Raw genomic sequence first — 18,033 nt, 5'->3', positions numbered from 1 at the left:
GAATCGTGGCCATGCAGGTCAACCAAGCGAGTCTGACCGTTGTGCAGCGAGTGCGCACGGGGGCTCGACGAAACCGGACGTGGGGTTCGCGCCCTCAGCGCCTACCCAGCCCCGTGACACTCCCCATAAGCCCGCCCCGACCCACACCAACACCCATCCCCCCGCTCCGGCGGCCACCCCACAGCCCGCCCCCGCGCAGCCAGCGTCGTCGCGTACTGCGGCAGCAGTAGCGGGTCGTCGGGAGAGGCGCCCTCCGAGGCGGCGAAAGCCTCGTAGGAGGGGACCGTGCCCGTCACGATGCCCAAGTTGGGCGTGCCGGAGGCTGCCAGCTCGCGCAGCGATGACTCTATGGTCGCCAAGTGGGCCTCTTCGGAGGGGTATTCCGTCGAGAGGGACGGGTACGCCGTGAGGAGTTCCGTCAGTTCTGTGGACGGCCAGTGCAGGACCGCTACCGGGAACGGGCGGGAGAGGGCCTCGCGGTACGAGCCCAACTCGGACTGGAGGCGGGCGATTTCGGCGCGGAGGTCCTCGGGGTTCTCGGAGCCGAGGGCCCAGACCCGCTTCGGGTCGTGGAGTTCGTCCAGCGGTACCGGCGCCCGGCCCGACGCCGCCGCGCGCGAGCGGTGCACCTGGTCCGCCAGGCCGTCCCACGCGTCGTGCTCCGCGCCGAGCAGGCGGCGTACCCGGTGGCGACCGAACAGCAACGGGTGGGTGGGGTAAGGCGGTTCGGCCCCCGCGTCCGCGCTCGCCGGCGGCAGCAGGCGCGTCAGTGCCTGCGTGAACGTCTCGTGCGCCTGGTCCAGCTCGTCGTGGGCCTCCAGCGCCTCCGCCACGATCACCCACGGCGCCGCGTCCGCCGGCGCCGTGCCGCGGACGCCGTCTATGATCGCCCGCGCCTCCGCCTCGTGGCCGTACTCCCAGAGGTTCGCCGCCTTCAGCGCGCGGATCAGGGTCGGGTTCTCCGGCGGGTGCGACGCCGACGGCGACAGCAGGCCGTCGTAGAGCGTCGTCGCGCGGTCACGGGCGTCGGCCAGCTCAAGGTGGGCCGCGGCCTGCAGCAGCAGGTGTTCCGCGTCCTCCGGATAGAGGCCCGCGGTGCGCTCCAGGCGCTCCGCTTCGGCGATGTGGTCGACGTGGTCGGCAGGCGTGTCGGGGCGCATGGGTGACACCGTACTGCCGTTCCCGGGGTGGGGTGTATGGGGTGTGGCGCGGTCGCGTCATCGCGGGTCCGGGCGAGCGCGGGTCTGGTCTGTTGCGGGCTCCGGCCCTATCTTGCGGCTGCCCGGCCAGCAGGGAGGTGGACCAGTGGTACGTCCGGCCCGGACACGGGTGCCCGTTGTCGTCCACGGGCAGGCCCCCGCCCGCCGCCCCCTCACCCGCCTCCTCTGGTACGCCGCCGAAGCCGTCCTCACCCTCGGCCTCGTCCTGCTCCTCCTCGTCGCCCATCAGCTCTGGTGGACCAACCGGCAGGCCCGCGCCGCCGCCGAGAAGAAGGCCGACTCCCTGGAGCGGGAGTGGAAGGAGAAGGCGGGGGAGGGTGCGGCGCGCGCTCGGGGATCTTCCGGCGAGGGCGGTGCCGTCCGCGACCGCGGCACACCCCGCGGTGCCCCCGGCACACCCCCGCCCCCGCACATCCCCACCCGCGGCGCCCCCGCCGGACCCCCCACCCAGCACGCCTACGCCGTCCTCCGCATCCCCCGCCTCGGCCTCCGCGTCCCCGTCGCCGACGGCGTCAGCAAGGGCGGGGTGCTCAACAAGGGGTACGTCGGCCACTACCCCCGCACCGCCCGGCCCGGCCGCCCCGGGAACTTCGCGCTCGCGGGGCACCGGAACACCCACGGCGAGCCCTTCCGGCACCTCGACCGGCTGCGCCCCGGTGACCGGATGACCGTCGGGACGCGGGACGCCGTCTACACGTACACCGTCGACAAGACCCTCGACCGCACGAGCCCGCGCGACGGCGGCGTCATCGCGCCGGTGCCGCGCAGCGCGGTCCGGCCGGGGCACGGGTACGACCGCGCCGGGTACTACGTCACGCTCACCACCTGCACCCCGGCGTACACCTCCAAGTACCGCCTCGTGGTGTGGGGGAAGCTGACGGCCATGCGGCCCCGTTGAGCGAGGCGCGGCCCCACCCAGGACGCGGCCTCACCCATAGACGCGGCTCCACCCGGGAGACGCGCCCCCACCCAGGCCGAGCGGCCCGATTAAGCTGCTGCCCCGTGATCAAGCGCCGCCCCCACCTCCTGTGGCTCCTCGTGCCCTTCGTGCTGTACGTGGGGGCGTTGCCCTTCGTCAATCGCGTACGGCCCCTCGTCCTCGGGCTGCCGTTCCTGTTCGCCTGGCTGCTCGCGGCCACCCTCGTCACGCCGGTCGCCGTCTGGCTCGCCTACCGCGGGGACAAGAACACGCGGCGGCGGGTCTCGTGAACGCCACCATCGCCACCAGCATCTTCGCTGTCTTCATGGTGGCCACCGTCGGCCTCGGGCTGCTGGCCGTACGAGGGCGGAGGGCAGGGGACGCCGAGAGCTCCCCGAAGGGCGCCCTCGCCGAGTGGTCCGTCGGCGGGCGCTCCCTCGGGACCGTGCTCATCTGGGTGCTGATGGCCGGTGAGGGCTACACCAGCTTCAGCTATCTGGGTGCCGCGGGCTGGGGGTACAACTACGGCGCGCCCGTCCTGTACGTCGTCGCGTACATGTCCTGCGGGTACGCGGTGGGGTACGTCGTGGGGCCGATGCTCTGGGCGTACGCGCGGCGCCACGGGCTCGTCGGCATCACCGACATGGTGGCGCACCGCTACGGGCGGCCGTGGCTCGGTGCCGCCGTCGCCGTCATGGTGACGGTCTTCCTGCTGCCGTACATCCAGTTGCAGATCACGGGCATGGGCGTCGTCGTCTCGACGATCTCGTACGGCGCCATCAGCCTCAACTGGGCCTATTTCATCGGCTTCGCCGTCACCACGGGGTTCGTGGTCGTCAGCGGGCTGCGCGGCAGCGCCTGGGTCTCCGTGCTCAAGGACGTCCTCGTCATCGGCACGCTCGCGTTCCTCGTCGTGTACGTGCCGCTGCACTACTTCGACGGGTACGGGGACTTCCTCGACCGGGTCGTGCGGGAGAAGGGCGACTGGCTGACGCTGCCGGGCAGCGGGAACAGTCCGTACGGGCAGGCGTGGTTCGCCACGACCACCTTCCTGAACGCGCTCACCGTCGTCATCTTCCCGACCACCGTCGCGGGCTATCTGGGCGCCCGCAGTGCCGACGGGCTGCGCCGCAACGCCGTGCTGCTGCCCGCGTACAACATCCTGCTGTTCGTGCCGATGCTGCTCGGCATGGCCGCGCTGTTCGTGGTGCCGGGGCTCACCGGGGCCGGGTCGAACCTGGCGCTGTTCAAGCTGGTCGTGGACTCGCTGCCCGCGTGGGTGGTGGGGCTCGTCGGGGTCGCGGCCGCGCTGTCGTCGATCGTGCCGATGGCCGTGTTCATGCTGGTCATCGGGACGATGTGGGGGCGGAGCGTGCTGTCGCTGCTGCCGGCGCTGCGGGCGCCCGCGCGGCAGAAGCGCGCCTCGCAGACCGTCGTCGTGGTCGCGGGCGCGCTCGCCCTCGTCATGACGTACGCGGCGCCCAACACCCTCGTACGGCTCTCGCTGATCTCGTACGAGGGGATGGCGCAGCTCCTGCCGATGCTGCTGCTCGGCCTGGTCTGGCGGCGGCTGACGCTGGTGGGGGCCGTGAGCGGGCTCGTCGTGGGGGTGGCGATCGTGTGCGGGCTCGTCTTCACCGAGCGCGACCCGGTGTTCGGCGTGAACGCGGGGATCGTCGCGCTCGCGGCCAATCTGGCGGTGGCGCTCGCGGTTTCGTACGCCGGTCCTGCCGACCGGGACACCCGGCCGGACGGGGAAGTGCTCGCGCGGGACCCGGCCGACGAGGACCTCGGGGACGGCCCCGACGAAGGCGTCACCCCCGCCCCGGGCGGCGCTCCCGCAGCAGGACGACGCTGACCGCCGCCACCACCGCGAGGCCCGCCGCCTGCGGCACCGAACTCGGCCTCGCCGGGGAGTGCCCGCGGTGCGGCGGCCTCGTACCGCTGGAGGACGTGGAGATGCCGCCGGGACCCGGGCTCGACCCCGACCCGGCCGACCCGGTCAGCCGGGCGATGCTCGGACCGCGCAGGCTCCTTCAGCCCGTCCGGATCGATCCTGTATAAACAGCAGCAGGACATCTGAGCGAGCGACGGGACGAGGGGAGGTGGCGACGTGGTCAAGGATCTGACCAAGCGGGTGCTCGGCAAGTGGCTCGCCGCGCTGCGCCCCGCCGCCCTGTTCCTCTTCCTCCTCGTCGAGACCGTCCTCGCCGACACCGGCAGCCTCTCCGCCGCCGTCGCGCTCGCCGCGACCGCCGCCGCGGGCTCCGCCCTCGCCCTGTGCTCGCTGCTCGCCGCGCGCTGTGCGCCCGCCGTGCCCCGCACCCGGGTGCGCACCGCCATCCGCGACCGCGAGCAACGCACCGCGTTCCTGCCGCAGCGCGACCCCGACGCCCGCGGCCGCACCCGGCCGCGAGCACCCGGCCGTCCCCTCCTGACGGCCGCGTAGGGGACTTCCGGGTTTCCCGGATCTTCCGGACCTCCACGAGTCCGGCTCCCTGACCCCGCGCGGGTCGTCATGCCGACACGTCCGCCTCCCGCTGAGGCATTCCGGCACGACGAGACCCCCGGAGGGCTCACCCATGTCTTTCTTCGCCAGCCTGGTCGCCGACCTCGCCGACCTGCTCGCACCGCTGTTCCACGGCTCGGCGATGGCCGCGGCCATCGTCCTGGTCACCGCCTGCGTGCGCCTGCTCGTCCACCCCCTGTCGCGGGCCGCCGCCCGCGGCCAGAAGGCCCGCGCCAAGCTCTCGCCGCAGATCGCCGCGCTGCGCGAGAAGCACGGCAAGAACCCGGAGAAGTTCCAGAAGGCGGTCATGGAGCTGCACCGCGAGGAGCAGGTCTCGCCGCTGTCCGGCTGCCTGCCCGGCCTCTTCCAGCTGCCCGCCTTCTTCCTGCTCTACCACCTGTTCTCCAGCTCGGACATCGGCGGCAAGGCCAACGAACTCCTCGACCACAAGCTGTTCGCGGCGCCCCTCGGCGGCCGTTTCGCGGACGCCCTCGGCGACGGCGGCCTCTTCGGCGCGGCCGGGCTGCTCTACCTCGCCCTGTTCGCCCTCGTCACCGCCGTCGCGACCTTCAACTACCGGCGTACGAAGCGCCAGCTCGCCGCGAACCCGCCGGCCGCGCCCGGCGGCGAGCAGGCGCCCGGCGCGAACGCCATGGCCGCGATGGGCAAGTTCATGCCGTTCATGTCCTTCATGACGCTGTTCACGGTGGCCGTGGTGCCGCTGGCCGCCGCGCTGTACGTGGTGACCAGCACGACGTGGAGCGCCGTCGAGCGGGCCGTGCTGTACCGGGACATGCCGACCGGGGCCGGTGCGATGGGGGCGGCGGCCGTGCTGTGACGGTTCTGCCGCGCGGGACGCGACGCCACCGGGCCCGGGATGCGACGCCCACCGGGCACGGGGTGTGACGGTCCAGTACGTGAACGGGGTCTTGCGGAGCGGACGCCGAGCTTGGAGGATCGGCCAAATCGCCGGTGCTCACACTCATCGGCGACACCTCCGATGGCCGCACACCATCCGGGACCCCGCTCGACCCCAGGGAGTCAGACCATGAAGCTGCTGCGAGTCGGTACGGCAGGCGCCGAGCGCCCGGCGCTGCTCGACGCCGGGGGCACCCTGCGCGACCTGTCCGGCACGGTCGCCGACATCGACGGCGCGCTGCTCGCGGACGACGCCGCGCTCGCCCGCGTCCGCGCCGCCGCCGACGCGGGCACGCTGCCCGCGCTGCACCCGGCCGGGCTGCGGGTGGGGCCGCCGCTCGCCCGCATAGGCAAGGTCGTGTGCATCGGCCTGAACTACCACGACCACGCGGCCGAGACCGGCGCCGAGCCGCCCGCCGAGCCCGTGGTGTTCTTCAAGGCGGCGGACACCGTGGTCGGCCCCGACGACACCGTGCTCGTACCGCGCGGCTCGGTGAAGACGGACTGGGAGGTCGAGCTGGCCGTCGTCATCGGGCGCACCGCGCGCTATCTGGAGTCGCACGAGGAGGCGCTCGCGCACGTCGCGGGATACGCGGTCGCGCACGACGTCTCCGAGCGCGAGTTCCAGATCGAGCGCGGCGGCACCTGGGACAAGGGCAAGAACTGCGAGACCTTCAATCCGCTCGGCCCCTGGCTGGTCACCGCCGACGAGGTGCCCGATCCGCAGGCGCTCGGGCTGCGCCTGTGGGTCAACGGCGAGCTGAAGCAGGACGGGACGACGGCCCAGCAGATCTTCCCGGTCGCGGAAGTGGTGCGCTACGTCAGCCAGTTCATGACCCTGTACCCGGGCGACGTGATCAACACCGGTACGCCGGCCGGGGTCGCCCTCGGCCGGCCCGAGCCGAAGCCGTATCTGCGGGCCGGGGACGTGGTGGAGCTGGAGATCGACGGTCTGGGGCGGCAGCGGCAGGAGCTGAAGGGGGCCTGACGTCCGGTCAGGTGCCGTGGGGCCGGGTCCGGTCCGGGGCCGGGCCCGGGGTCGGGTCCGGTCCGGGTCGCGTCCGCGGGCGTAGGCCAATGGGGGAAGCGGTGAGCGTGTCTCCCATTACTTTTGTCTTAATTACGCATATTTCCGAGTATGCGAAGAAAACGTTCAGCGTATGTGGCGGCGGCAGTCACCGTCGCGGCCGCCGCCATCGTCGGCGGTCTGGCCGGTCTTGGTGTCGCCGATCCCCTGCCCGGTGGGCTCGGCCCCTGCAAGGGCGCGGCCTGTCCGGAGAACGGGTACCCGGAGGTGAACAACGGCCCGGTGGCGGGCCGGGACGAGAACATCAACGTCTTCGTCGGCGAGAACATGCTGGTGCGCGAGGCGGCCGCGGAGGCCGAGGGCAAGGTCGTCGTCCTCGGCGAGTTCGACCAGAACAAGCGCGCCGGGGCCTCGCAGATCTACAACGTGGGCGTCGCCGGTGTGGGCTCCCGGGTGCCGCCGCCCAACGGCTCGGACTTCCTGACGGTCGGCGGCGACCTGACCGTCGCCACCGGGCAGCGGCTGCTCGCCGAGGAGGGCAGCGTCTCCGGGGTCGTGCGGTACGGCGGTGCCGTGCTCAGCGGCCGGGTCATCCCCGCGCCGGTGTACGACGCCAACGCCACCGACAAGTACGCGATGCTGCCCGCCCAGCTGACCGAGGCCAGCCAGTGCTACGCGTACGAGAACGGCTCGCCCCGTGAGACCACCGGCACGGCGGTCAACAACGGCAGCGAGACCGTCTTCACCGGTGACGGCACCTCCAAGATCCAGGTCTTCAACGTGGACTTCGACATGGTCAGCCGCACCGGCGGCGACCAGGGCATCTCGTTCCGGAACATCCCGGACGACGCCACCGTCCTGGTCAACCTCGTCGGCGACGCCCGCACGGTGCGCACCTACAGCGGCCTGCTGTCCGGCGTCAGCCGCGAGAAGCTGCTGTGGAACGTGCCGGACGCCTCCTCGGTGCGGTTCGGGGGCAGCGGGCAGTTCCAGGGGAGCGTGCTCGTCGGGTCGCCCGGCAGCTCGACGACGGTGACGCTGCCCGGCATGAACGGACGCTTCTTCACGGTGGGTTCGCTGACCCACACCTCGCTGGCCGGGGGCGGCCAGGAGATCCACGCGTACCCGTTCACCGGCGATCTGCCGTCGTGCACGGCGCCGTCCCCCTCGCCGTCGGACAGCGACGGCCCGAGCCCTTCACCCTCCGACAGTGACGGGCCGAGTCCGTCCCCCTCCGACAGTGACGGGCCGAGTCCGTCCCCCTCCGACAGTGACGGCCCCAGTCCTTCGCCGTCGGACAGTGACGGGCCGAGTCCTTCGCCCTCCGACAGTGACGGGCCCAGTCCTTCGCCCTCGGACAGCGATGGCCCGAGTCCTTCGCCGTCGGACAGTGACGGGCCCAGTCCTTCGCCCTCCGACAGTGACGGCCCGAGTCCTTCGCCCTCCGACAGTGACGGGCCCAGCCCTTCGCCCTCGGACAGTGACGGCCCCAGCCCGTCCCCGTCGGACAGCGATGGCCCGAGTCCGTCCCCGTCCGACTCGCCCACGCACCCCCACCCGCAGCCCAGCCCCAGCAAGAGCGACGAGATGGCCCACACCGGCACCTCGTCCGGTGAGCTGGCGCTGGTGGGCGCGATCGCCGCGGCCCTCGTCGGGACCGGTGTCGGGTTCGTGGTGATGATCCGCCGCCGCGCCGAGGACCAGGCGGACTGAGCGGACCGAACCGAGGAGCTGTCGATCCGGGCGGGCCGCCCCGTGTGCTGAGCGCGCGGGGCGGCCCGCCCGGTCCTCCGGGCCGTCAGGACGCGATGAAGCGCTCCAGGGCCGCCACCACCAGCGCGTGATCCGCGAGCTGGGGGAGGCCCGAGACGACCACCGTGCCGATGACGCCCGCGCCCTCGACCGTGATCGGGAAGGCGCCGCCGTGCGCCGCGTACCGGTCGGGGTCGAGGCGCGAGGACTCCTCGAACGTCGTGCCCTTGGCGCGGAACCTGCTGCCCACCAGGTACGAGGAGCAGCCGTACCGCTCGACGACGCGGCGCTTGCGGTCGATCCACGCGTCGTTGTCGGGCGTCGAGCCGGGCAGCGCGGCGTGGAAGAGCTGCTGGCCGCCGCGCCGGATGTCGATGGCGACCGGCGCCTCGCGCTCCCGCGCCATGTCCACCAGGAGGGAGCCGAGCGCCCAGGCGTCGTCGTACGTGAAGCGGGGGAGCGTCAGGCGGCGCTCCTGCTCCTCCAGTTCGGCGACGGCGGGGGCGGCGGGGGCTTCCGTGGGTGTGGCGGGGCGCGTGGTCACAGGGTCACCGCCACGCCCTCGCGGGCCGAGCGCCGCGCGGCCTCCAGGACGTCGAGCGTCGCGGCGGCCTCCTGCGCGGTGACCGGGTTCGCGCCCTCGCCGCGCAGGGCGGCGGCCACGGCGGCGTAGTACGCGGGGTAGTCGCCCGGCAGCGTGGGCTCGGGGCGGCCGCCGCCGGTCAGCGGGGACTCGCCCGAGCCGACCCGGCCCCACAGGGCCTCCGGCTCCACGCCCCACGGGTCCCCGGCCGCCGGTCGCCGGCCCTCGCGGAGCGCGGCCTCCTGCGGGTCGAGGCCGTACTTCACATAGCCCGCCGCCGAGCCGAGCGCGCGGAAGCGCGGGCCGAGCTGGGCCGTCGTCGCGCTCACGTACAGGTGCGAGCGGACGCCGTTCGCGTGCGTCACGGCGATGAACGTGTCGTCGTCGGCCTGCGCGCCCGGCCTGCGCACGTCCGCCTCCGCGTACACCCGCACCGCCGGGCCGAAGAGGACCAGGGCCTGGTCGACCACGTGGCTCCCCAGGTCGTACAGCAGGCCGCCGATCTCCTCGGGGTCGCCGGACTCGCGCCAGCCGCCCTTCGGCTGCGGGCGCCAGCGCTCGAAGCGGGACTCGAAGCGCTGTACGTCGCCGAGCTCGCCGTCGGCGATCAGCTTGCGCAGGGTGCGGAAGTCGTTGTCCCAGCGGCGGTTCTGGAAGACGGAGAGGAGCAGGCCGCGTTCGTCCGCGAGGGCGGCCAGGTCGCGGGCCTCGGCCGCGGTGCCCGCCAGCGGCTTGTCCACGACGACCGGCAGGCCCGCCTTCAGCGCGGCGGTGGCGAGCGGTACGTGCGTCTTGTTCGGCGACGCCACGACGATCAGGTCGAGGTCGTCCGCGCGGGCCCACAGCTCGTCGGCGTCCGCCGCGCAGCGCAGGTCCGCGCCGAACTCGGCGCGCGCCTGCGCCTGCCGCTCGGCGTTCGACGTGACCACCGTGTCCAGGGCCAGGCCCTCGGTCGCGGCGATCAGGGGGGCGTGGAAGACGGAGCCCGCGAGGCCGTAGCCGATCAGGCCCACGCGGAGGTCATGCGTGCCTTGAGTCATGCCCTCTACTTTGGCAACGGTGTTGCCAAAGTGCAAGCGATGCCCACAATGGGGGTGTGAACAGCGAGAAGAGGCCGGGGGTTCCCGGCGGGACCGGGGTGAATCTGCGGGCGCTGCGGGGGCACAACGCGGCGCTTGTGCTTGATCTCCTGCGGCGGGCCGGGGGCGAGGGAGTGGGGCGGCTGGAGCTGGCGTCGCTGACCGGGCTCACGCCCCAGGCCGTCAGCAAGATCGTCGCCCGGCTGCGGGAGGAGGGTCTGGTCGCCGACGCGGGACGCCGGGCCTCCACCGGGGGCAAGCCCCAGACGCTGCTCCGGCTCGTTCCCGGGGCGGGGTACGCCGTGGGGGTGCACCTTGAGCGGGACTCCCTGGTGGCCGTGCTGGTCGACCTGAGTGGGGTCGTGGTCGCCGAGCGGCGGGCCGGGGTGGACTTCGCGGGCGGGGCCGACGCCGTCGTCGAGGCTGCCGCGGAAGCGGTGACCGCGCTGGTCAGCGGGACTTTGGTGGGCCTGGAAGCAGGGGCACCCGGCACCGGGGGCTGTGCCCACCCGTTCCGCCCTGCGGAACAACTGCCCACAGCGGATACAGCGGATACAGCGAACACGGCGGTTGCGGCCGGAGAGCGGCTGCCCACAGCGGGGAGCGTAGTTCTCGGCGTCGGCGTCGCCCTCCCCGGGCCGCTCGACCACGTCGCCGGAGTGCTGCAGCGGGTCACCGGGTTTCCCGAGTGGGACGGGTACCCCTTGCGGGACGTGCTCGCCTCGCGGCTCGGGCTGCCCGTCGCCGTGGACAAGGACACCAATGCCGCCGCGCTCGGGCTCGCGCTGGGCGGGGCCGCCGAGTCGTTCGCGTATCTGCATCTGGGGACCGGGCTCGGGGCCGGGCTCGTGCTGGGCGGGGGGTTGTACCGGGGGGCGCGGACCGGGGCCGGGGAGTTCGGGCACCAGGTGGTGCAACTGGACGGGCCGCCCTGCGAGTGCGGGGACCGGGGGTGTGTCGAGGCGTTGTGCCTGGCCGCCGTCGCGCGGGGGGACCTCGACGAGGCCGCGCGGGTGCTCGGGACCGCCGCTGGCAACCTGGTCGCGCTGCTCGACATCGACCTCGTGCTGCTCGGCGGGCGGACCGTCGGTGCCGCCGAGGAGTTGTTCGTACGGGGGGTGGGTGCCGTCGTCGCCGAGCGGGCCCGGCGGGAGGGGGCGCGGGCGGCCGTCGGGGTGCGGGTCGCGCCCGGGGGTGACCGGGGGGTCGCGGAGGGTGCCGCGCAGCTCGTCCTCGCCCCGCTGTTCGGCCGGGAGAGTGCCGCCTTTCCCGCCAATCGGACTTGACGAAGAATCGGCTGTTAGGGGGGAATCGGCCAGCCGAACGGGTCCCCGGTGGCGGTGGGGCGGGTGCGGGGTCGCGCGCGCGTGGCAGGGTCTGGGCCGTGCCCCGTTGTGCCGTCCGGCCGTGCGCCGGACATCTCAACGGGCGCTGTCCCGCCGCCAGTTCGGCCGTCCCCGGCGCCCCGCGCACCCGGCCACCAGCAAGGACCCCCATGCGACTTCGCAGTTCCCGTTCGGCAGGCGTCGCCGTCGCCGCCGCCGTCACCCTCGTGCCCGCCGGGGCCGGGGTGGCGGCGGCGGTCGGCGACCCGGCGGGGGCGAGCGGTCCGGGCGCGCTGCGGCCGAGCTGTGCGACGGGCGCCGGTGACGGGTTCCCGATCAGCACCCGCATCAGCGGCGGCCCGGACACGTACGAGCGCGGCGGCGGCTTCCGCGCCTGGTCCCTGGAGTTGACCAACACCACGGACGACACCTGCGGAAACGTCCATCCGGTCGTGGTGCTCGTCGACCGCGCCAAGTCCCTGCGGCCCGGTCAGGTCCAGTTGGAGTTCGACGACGGGACGCGACGGCGGCCGGTGCGGTTCGAGCGGACGGACCGGGACGAGAACGTCGGCGTCCTCGGCGGGGGCGACGCGGCGCACGCGGGCCCCGGCTTCACCCTCGCCCCCGGCAGCACCCGCACCGTCGGCCTCCGGCTCGCCTTCAGCTCCGACGCCGCGCCCGGCCGGGTCGTGGCGAGCGCCGCCGTGGTGCGGCGCCGCGACGACGACGGGGACTGGGTGGGCGCCTCCAACGACTACACGTTCGACCTCGTCGGCGCGGACGGGCCCACCGGCCCGACCGCCGCCGAACTCGCGAAGACCGGCCCGGGACACCTGCCCGGGCTCGGGGTCACCGCCGCCGCCCTCCTCCTCGGCGGCGTGGCCCTTGTGGTGGGATCTCGGCGCCTTCGGGCCAGAGGGAGCTGACACAGCCGTCCCGCCGCCTCCGGAAAGGCCGTGTCCGTGCCGCCCCAGCCGAGCAACACCCGGCGGCACGGGCCCGGCCTTCCTCGTGCTCCCGGTCGCGCGGGCGCGGAGCGGGGTACGCCCGCCGCCCCCCCACCCCCGCGACGTGCGAACATCTGCCCGTGGACAAGCCCAACGCCGCCCCGCCCGACCACCTGCGCGACCAGGCCCCCGGAGCCCCGATCCGCTCCGGCATCCCCGAGCACGGCCGCATCCCGAAGTACTACGCCGTGAAGGCCCGCATCGCGGAGCTGATCGACGAGTTGGGCGACGGGCGGACCCTGCCCACGGAGCGGGACCTCGCCGAGCGGTACGAGGTCGCCCGCGAGACCGTCCGGCAGGCCCTGCGTGAACTGCTCCTGGAGGGCCGCCTGCGCCGCCAGGGCCGCGGCACCGTCGTCGCCGGGCCCAAGCTGGCACAGCCCCTGTCGCTCGCCAGCTACACCGAGGGCGTCCGCAGGCAGGGCCGCACCCCCGGCCGTACCCTCATCTCCCTCGACCGCTTCCCGTGCCCGGCCGCGCTCGCCGCCGACATAGGAGTGCCGGTCGGCGAGCCCGTGTGGCACATGGAGCGGGTGCTGCTCGCCGACGAGGAGCGGGTGGGCCTGGAGTCCACGTACGTCTCCGTGGCGCGGGTGCCGCGCCTGGACCGGGACTTCGAGCCCGACTCGTCCTTCTACGCCTACCTGCGCGAACAACTCGGCATCCCCTTCGGCGACGCCGACGAACGCATCGAGACGGTGCTCGCGACCCCCCGCGAGGCCCTGCTCATCGGGACGCCGCCCGCGCTGCCCATGCTCCTCATCCACCGCGTGTCCCGCGACACGCAGGGGCGGCCCCTGGAGCGCGTGCGCACCCTCTACCGAGGCGACCGCTTCTCCTTCACGGCGCACCTGGCCAGCGAGGGCTGACCTGGCCCGGCGGCCCGCTCCGGCGGCACGCGGGCCGAAAACCGGCCGAACCGCCCCTTCCCGTACGCCAGTTGGTCCGTGACGATTACGGAATGGTAACGGGTCTAGTCCAAGCTTGAGAGGCCGTTCACCGTCCCGTTGCCAACCGGACCCCGCCGGGTCACCCGTCGACAGGAGCGTTGCCGTCGTGAGAGTCATCGTCGTAGGAGCCGGCGTGGTGGGAACCATGCACGCCTGGCACGCAGTGGAGCGCGGCCACGAGGTCGTACAGATCGAGCGCGAGAGCGAGGCCCGCGGGGCGTCGCTCCGCAACTTCGGGCAGATATGGGTCAGCGGCCGCGCGGGCGGCGAGGAGCTGGACACGGCGCTGCGCGCCCGTGAGCTGTGGGAGGAGATCGGCGCCCGCGTCCCGGGCCTCGGCTTCCGCGCCATCGGCTCGCTGACCCTCGTGCGCAACGAGCGCGAGCGGGCCGTCGCCGAGGCCGCCCTCGCCCGCCCCGACGCGGCCGCCCGCGGCTACAAGCTGCTCGGCGCCGACGAGGCCCGCGCGCTCAACCCGGCGCTGCGCGGCGCGTTCACCGCCGCCCTGTGGTGCGAGCGGGACGCGGCCGTCGAGCCGCGCACCGCACAGCTGCACCTGCGCGCTGAGCTGCTCAAGTCGCCCCGCTACACCTTCCTGCCGGGCCGCGAGGTCCGTGAGGTCGTGGGCGCGGGCGCCGTGCGCGACGACCACGGCGAGGTGCACCGCGGCGACGTCGTGGTGCTGTGCACCGGCGCCTGGCTCGGCGGGCTCGTGCGCGAGCTGGCGCCGGAGCTGCCGGTGCGCCGCGTCCGCCTCCAGATGATGCAGACCGCCCCGCTCGGCGAGCCCCTCACCACGTCCGTCGCCGACGCCGACAGCTTCCGCTACTACCCGGCGTACAGATCACCGGAGTTGGACGCCCTCAACGCCGGGCAGGCGCAGGCACCGACCGCCGCCGCCCACAAGATGCAGCTGCTCATGGTGCAGCGCGCCGACGGCGGCCTGACCATCGGCGACACCCACGAGTACGAGCACCCCTTCGCCTTCGACACCTTCGAAGACCCCTACGACCACCTCACCGAGGTCGTCGAGGGCTTCCTGGGCCGCCCGCTGCCGAAGATCCAGCGGCGCTGGGCCGGGGTGTACGCGCAGTGCGTCGACACCAGCCGGGTCGTGCACCGCGAGCAGGTGCGCGACGGCGTCGTGCTGGTCACCGGGCCCGGCGGGCGCGGCATGACCTGCTCGCCCGCCATCGCCGAGAAGACCGCCGACGAGCTGGGATGGTGAACACAGTGACTGACAACGTCCGACTTGTGGTGCTCGACATGGCCGGGACCACCGTCGCCGACGGCGGGCTCGTCGAGCAGGCCTTCGCCGCCGCCGCGCGCGAACTCGGCGTCGCGGAGGGCTCCGCCGACCACGCCGCGAAACTGGAGTACGTCCGCGCCACCATGGGCGAGTCGAAGATCTCCGTCTTCCGGCACCTGTTCGGCGAGGAGACGCTCGCGCAGCGGGCGAACGTGGCCTTCGAGAAGGCGTACGGGCAGCTCGTGGACGGCGGCCGCATCGCCCCCGTCCCCGGGGCGCGCGAAGCCATCGAGGAACTGCGGGCCGACGGCCTGACCGTCGCCCTCACCACCGGCTTCGCCCGCGTCACCCAGGACGCCATCCTCGACGCCCTCGGCTGGCGCGGCCTCGTCGCCCTCACCCTGTGCCCCGCCGACGCGGGCGGCCGCGGGCGGCCCTACCCCGACATGGTCCTCGCCGCGTTCCTGCGCACCGGCGCCGCCGCCGACGTCCGCGAGATCGCCGTCGCCGGTGACACCGCGTACGACATGCGCAGCGGGGTGCGGTCCGGGGCCGGGGTCGTAGCCGGAGTCCTCACCGGCGCCCACGACGCGGCCGCGCTCGCGGACGCCGGGGCCACCCACGTCCTCGGCTCGGTCGTCGAACTGCCCGCGCTGCTGCGGGGCTTCGGCCGATGAGCAGCGGCATACGCTTCGACTCGGTGTCGGTCGCGTACGGCAGGAACGGCGAGAACACAGTGCTCGACTCGCTGGACCTGACCGTCGAGCCCGGCGAGGTCATGGCGCTGCTCGGGCCCTCCGGCTCCGGGAAGACCACCGCGCTGCGGGCCGTCGCCGGGTTCGTGCGGCCCGCGTCCGGGCGGGTGCTCATCGGCGACCGGGACGTCACCGCGCTGCCGCCGCACCGGCGGGGCATCGGCATGGTCGTCCAGCAGTACGCGCTGTTCCCGCACATGCGGGTCGAGGACAACGTGGCCTTCGGCCTCAAGGCGCAGAAGGTTTCGCGGGCCGAGATTCCCGGGCGGGTCGCCGACGCCCTGGAGATGACCGGCATGGCCGCCTACGCCAAGCGGTTTCCCCGTGAGCTGTCCGGCGGGCAGCAGCAGCGTGTCGCCATCGCCCGGGCTCTTGCCATCCGGCCGGGGGTGCTGCTTCTCGACGAGCCGCTGTCCGCGCTCGACGCGCAGCTCCGGTCCGGGATGCTGGCCGAACTCGCCCGGCTGCACCGGGAGTTGCCCGACGTCTCCATTCTGTACGTCACCCATGACCAGGTCGAGGCGCTCACCCTCGCCGACCGGATCGCCGTGATGGATCGGGCTCGGTTGCAGGACTGCGGGACTCCGCAGGAGCTGTATCGGAGGCCGCGGAACGAGTTCACGGCTTCGTTCGTGGGCAATGCGAATCTCCTGCCGGTTTCTGTGGGGGTGGGGTCGGTTTCCCTGGGTGGGGCCGAGTTGAAGGTCGATACCGGGGAGGTGGCCTCGGGGGTTTCTGCCACCTTGTGCGTGCGGCCGCATCTTGTCGGGCTCGGGGCCGGGCCCAACTCCCTTGGCGGGAAGGTCACCGAGGTGCAGTGGCGTGGCGCTACGCACCGGGTGTACGTCGACGTGGCGGGGCACTCCGTGAAGGCGGACCTGCGGGAGCTTCGGGAGCCGCCTGCGCTTGGCAGCGAGGTCACGTTGCACTTCGCGCCGGAGGACGCCGTGCTGCTGGCCGCAGGGGTGACCGATGGGTAGTCCCGCTGAGCCCTCGATTGACAGTGGCCGTCGGCCCGGGGCTGCAGTTGAGGGTCGGGAGCCCGCCCCGCGGGACGATTGTCCACAGCGGGGATGGAAGGTTCCGGCGTTCGTCTGGGCGTTGCCACCCGTCGCCCTCCTCGGGCTCGTCTTTCTCTATCCCCTCGCCCTCGTCGTGCAGCAGTCCGTGCAGCCCGATACCGGCGGGACCTCGCTGCAGCCGTACTCCGACGTCTTCGCCTCCGAGTCGTTCCGGGAGGCGCTCGGGACGACGGTGTGGCTGGCGGTGGGGGCCACTGTCGGGTGTCTCGTGCTGGGGTTCGCGCTCGCGTTGGTGATCGCGTTCGTGCCGTTCCCGGGCGGCAAGGCCGTCGCCAAGTTCATCGACGTGTTTCTGTCCTTCCCGTCCTTCCTGATCACGCTCGCGTTGCTGTTCATCTACGGCACCAAGGGCATGGCCAACGGGCTGTGGACGGACGCGACCGGGTCCACCGGCGACGGTCCCTTCCAGTTCCTGACCACGCCGTGGGGCGTGCTGCTCGCCGAGATCACGTACTTCACGCCGTTCGTGATGCGGCCGCTGCTCGCCGCGTTCTCGGCGATCGACACGGCCCAGCTGGAGGTCGCCTCCTCGTTGGGGGCACGGCCCCTGCGGGTGGTGCGGCAGGTCATCCTGCCGGAGGCGCTGCCCGCGCTCGCCGCCGGCGGCAGCCTCGTCCTGGTGATGTGCCTGAACGAGTTCGGGATCGTGCTGTTCACCGGGGCGAAGGACGTCACGACGCTGCCGATGCTGGTGTACAGCAAGGCGATGCTCGAGTCCGACTACCCGGCGGCCTGCGTCGTCGCCGTCGTCAACATCGCGATCTCCGTGGGCCTGTACGGCCTGTACCGGGTGGTGAGCCGTCGTGCTGGTGCATAGCCGCAAGGGCAAGTGGGCGACCTGGGCCCTCTTCTTCGTGCTGTTCCTGCCGCTGTTCGCGCTGCCGCTGCTCGTGATCGTCGCGGCGTCGTTCGCCGGGCACTGGTCGGGGGCGTTCCCGTCCGGCTTCACCGGCGAGCACTACTCGGCGGCCACCCGCGGCGAATCCCTCCAGGCCCTCACCACCAGCCTGCTCACCGCCCTCGGCGCCAGCCTCATCGCGCTCACCGCGGGCACCTGGGCCGCCCTCGCCGCCGCCCGGCTGAAGCAGCGCGGGGACGGCACGACCCGGCTCTCGCGGCTGTGCGGGCGGACCCTCGACACCCTGTTCATGCTGCCCGTCGCCGTGCCGTCGGTCGTCGTGGGACTCGCGGTCCTCGTCGCCTTCAGCAAGCCGCCGATGATCCTCAACGGCACGTCCACGATCGTCGTCCTCGCGCACGCCATTCTTGTCACGGCGTTCGCCTACCAGTCGGTCGCGGCCGCCATCGTGCGTCTCGACCCGGCGTACGAGCAGGCCGCGGCGTCCCTGGGCGCCCGGCCCGCGTACGTCCTGTGGCGGGTGAAACTGCCCCTGCTGCTGCCGTCCCTGACCGCCGCCGCCGGGCTCTGCTTCGCCCTGTCCATGGGTGAGCTGAGCGCCACGATGATGCTCTACCCGCCGGACTGGACCCCGCTGCCCGTGCGGATCTACGCCGCCACCGACCGCGGCGCCACCTTCACCGGCGCCGCCCTGGCCGTGGTCCTCATGACGGCGACGCTGCTCGTCCTGTTCGCCGTCTCCCGGATCCGCACCAAGGCCCCGTACCGCTGACCCCTCCGCGACTCCCCGATTCCCCAG

Annotated in this window: 18 protein-coding genes and 1 pseudogene; 16 read left to right on the top strand and 3 right to left on the bottom strand. The window is 73.3% G+C overall.

Features of this window, described 5'->3' with window-relative positions; all coding sequences use genetic code 11:
- Positions 1-101: 101 nt before the first annotated feature.
- Complete coding sequence (locus IE274_RS03025) at positions 102-1,160, bottom strand: SEC-C domain-containing protein (protein ID WP_190113924.1); 1,059 nt, start codon at positions 1,158-1,160, stop codon at positions 102-104.
- 169 nt (positions 1,161-1,329) lie between these two features.
- Here IE274_RS03025 and IE274_RS03020 point away from each other — a divergent pair, with 169 nt between their 5' ends.
- From IE274_RS03020 to IE274_RS02990, 8 genes and pseudogenes are all read left to right on the top strand, one after another.
- Positions 1,330-2,118 (top strand): class E sortase, encoded by a 789-nt coding sequence (locus tag IE274_RS03020; protein ID WP_190113923.1) that lies wholly within the window; start codon positions 1,330-1,332, stop codon positions 2,116-2,118.
- Positions 2,119-2,222: 104 nt separating this feature from the next.
- Positions 2,223-2,429, top strand: a complete 207-nt coding sequence (locus IE274_RS03015) for a DUF3311 domain-containing protein (protein ID WP_190113922.1) — start codon at positions 2,223-2,225, stop codon at positions 2,427-2,429.
- A complete protein-coding gene (locus IE274_RS03010; protein ID WP_190113921.1) occupies positions 2,426-3,997 on the top strand; it encodes a sodium:solute symporter family protein in 1,572 nt (523 codons plus the stop codon). Before IE274_RS03015 ends, IE274_RS03010 begins: the two co-directional genes overlap by 4 nt.
- 17 nt (positions 3,998-4,014) lie before the next feature.
- Positions 4,015-4,203, top strand: a pseudogene (locus IE274_RS39235) (winged helix-turn-helix transcriptional regulator); the annotation flags it as partial.
- Positions 4,204-4,252: 49 nt separating this feature from the next.
- On the top strand, positions 4,253-4,588 hold the full coding sequence (locus tag IE274_RS03005) for a DUF6412 domain-containing protein (protein ID WP_190113920.1): 336 nt from the start codon (positions 4,253-4,255) through the stop codon (positions 4,586-4,588).
- Between the two features lie 133 nt (positions 4,589-4,721).
- Positions 4,722-5,486, top strand: coding sequence for a YidC/Oxa1 family membrane protein insertase (locus tag IE274_RS03000; protein ID WP_190113919.1), 765 nt, complete (start codon positions 4,722-4,724; stop codon positions 5,484-5,486).
- Between the two features lie 210 nt (positions 5,487-5,696).
- Positions 5,697-6,554: a fumarylacetoacetate hydrolase family protein gene (locus IE274_RS02995; RefSeq protein WP_190113918.1), complete on the top strand. Its 858-nt coding sequence runs from the start codon at positions 5,697-5,699 to the stop codon at positions 6,552-6,554.
- A 174-nt stretch (positions 6,555-6,728) separates the two neighbouring features.
- A complete protein-coding gene (locus IE274_RS02990) occupies positions 6,729-8,306 on the top strand; it encodes a choice-of-anchor A family protein (protein ID WP_307822193.1) in 1,578 nt (525 codons plus the stop codon).
- A gap of 85 nt (positions 8,307-8,391) precedes the next feature.
- Here the strand turns inward: IE274_RS02990 and IE274_RS02985 are convergent, their stop codons facing one another.
- Together IE274_RS02985 and IE274_RS02980 are read right to left on the bottom strand one after the other, a co-directional pair.
- Positions 8,392-8,889 carry a heme-degrading domain-containing protein gene (locus IE274_RS02985; protein WP_190113916.1) on the bottom strand — a complete coding sequence of 166 codons (498 nt, stop codon included), beginning with the start codon at positions 8,887-8,889 and terminating at the stop codon, positions 8,392-8,394.
- Entirely contained in the window at positions 8,886-9,968 is a 1,083-nt protein-coding gene (locus IE274_RS02980; protein WP_190113915.1) for a Gfo/Idh/MocA family protein, read from the bottom strand. The genes IE274_RS02985 and IE274_RS02980 overlap by 4 nt, the downstream gene beginning before the upstream one ends.
- Before the next feature lie 56 nt (positions 9,969-10,024).
- Between IE274_RS02980 and IE274_RS02975 the strand changes: the two genes are divergently transcribed.
- The 8 genes from IE274_RS02975 (at position 10,025) to IE274_RS02940 (ending at position 18,006) form a co-directional block, all read left to right on the top strand.
- On the top strand, positions 10,025-11,293 hold the full coding sequence (locus IE274_RS02975) for an ROK family transcriptional regulator (protein WP_190113914.1): 1,269 nt from the start codon (positions 10,025-10,027) through the stop codon (positions 11,291-11,293).
- A 209-nt stretch (positions 11,294-11,502) separates the two neighbouring features.
- Positions 11,503-12,258, top strand: coding sequence for a hypothetical protein (locus tag IE274_RS02970; RefSeq protein ID WP_190113913.1), 756 nt, complete (start codon positions 11,503-11,505; stop codon positions 12,256-12,258).
- Between the two features lie 161 nt (positions 12,259-12,419).
- Complete coding sequence (locus IE274_RS02965) at positions 12,420-13,208, top strand: GntR family transcriptional regulator (protein WP_190113912.1); 789 nt, start codon at positions 12,420-12,422, stop codon at positions 13,206-13,208.
- A 187-nt stretch (positions 13,209-13,395) separates the two neighbouring features.
- The gene (locus IE274_RS02960) at positions 13,396-14,517 is read left to right on the top strand and encodes a TIGR03364 family FAD-dependent oxidoreductase (RefSeq protein WP_190113911.1); all 1,122 of its coding nucleotides are present in this window, start codon (positions 13,396-13,398) and stop codon (positions 14,515-14,517) included.
- Entirely contained in the window at positions 14,511-15,215 is a 705-nt protein-coding gene (locus IE274_RS02955; protein ID WP_190113910.1) for a phosphonatase-like hydrolase, read from the top strand. The genes IE274_RS02960 and IE274_RS02955 overlap by 7 nt, the downstream gene beginning before the upstream one ends.
- Positions 15,212-16,273, top strand: coding sequence for an ABC transporter ATP-binding protein (locus IE274_RS02950; protein WP_190113909.1), 1,062 nt, complete (start codon positions 15,212-15,214; stop codon positions 16,271-16,273). Before IE274_RS02955 ends, IE274_RS02950 begins: the two co-directional genes overlap by 4 nt.
- On the top strand, positions 16,266-17,192 hold the full coding sequence (locus IE274_RS02945; RefSeq protein ID WP_190113908.1) for a 2-aminoethylphosphonate ABC transporter permease subunit: 927 nt from the start codon (positions 16,266-16,268) through the stop codon (positions 17,190-17,192). The genes IE274_RS02950 and IE274_RS02945 overlap by 8 nt, the downstream gene beginning before the upstream one ends.
- Entirely contained in the window at positions 17,179-18,006 is an 828-nt protein-coding gene (locus IE274_RS02940) for an ABC transporter permease (protein ID WP_190113907.1), read from the top strand. The genes IE274_RS02945 and IE274_RS02940 overlap by 14 nt, the downstream gene beginning before the upstream one ends.
- Positions 18,007-18,033 lie beyond the last annotated feature (27 nt).

It is taken from the genome of Streptomyces flavofungini, assembly GCF_014650815.1.
Taxonomy (GTDB): domain Bacteria; phylum Actinomycetota; class Actinomycetes; order Streptomycetales; family Streptomycetaceae; genus Streptomyces; species Streptomyces flavofungini.
Note: the sequence above shows the minus strand (reverse complement) of the source record. Positions and strands in the feature narration are given on the sequence as shown.

Coding starts and splice junctions, on each gene's coding strand:
- IE274_RS02950 (WP_190113909.1), top strand. CDS start 15,212: ATGAGCAGCGGCATACGCTTCGACTCGGTGTCGGTCGCGTACGGCAGG.
- IE274_RS02955 (WP_190113910.1), top strand. CDS start 14,511: ATGGTGAACACAGTGACTGACAACGTCCGACTTGTGGTGCTCGACATG.
- IE274_RS02995 (WP_190113918.1), top strand. CDS start 5,697: ATGAAGCTGCTGCGAGTCGGTACGGCAGGCGCCGAGCGCCCGGCGCTG.
- IE274_RS02945 (WP_190113908.1), top strand. CDS start 16,266: ATGGGTAGTCCCGCTGAGCCCTCGATTGACAGTGGCCGTCGGCCCGGG.
- IE274_RS03025 (WP_190113924.1), bottom strand. CDS start 1,160: ATGCGCCCCGACACGCCTGCCGACCACGTCGACCACATCGCCGAAGCG.
- IE274_RS03000 (WP_190113919.1), top strand. CDS start 4,722: ATGTCTTTCTTCGCCAGCCTGGTCGCCGACCTCGCCGACCTGCTCGCA.
- IE274_RS02970 (WP_190113913.1), top strand. CDS start 11,503: ATGCGACTTCGCAGTTCCCGTTCGGCAGGCGTCGCCGTCGCCGCCGCC.
- IE274_RS02980 (WP_190113915.1), bottom strand. CDS start 9,968: ATGACTCAAGGCACGCATGACCTCCGCGTGGGCCTGATCGGCTACGGC.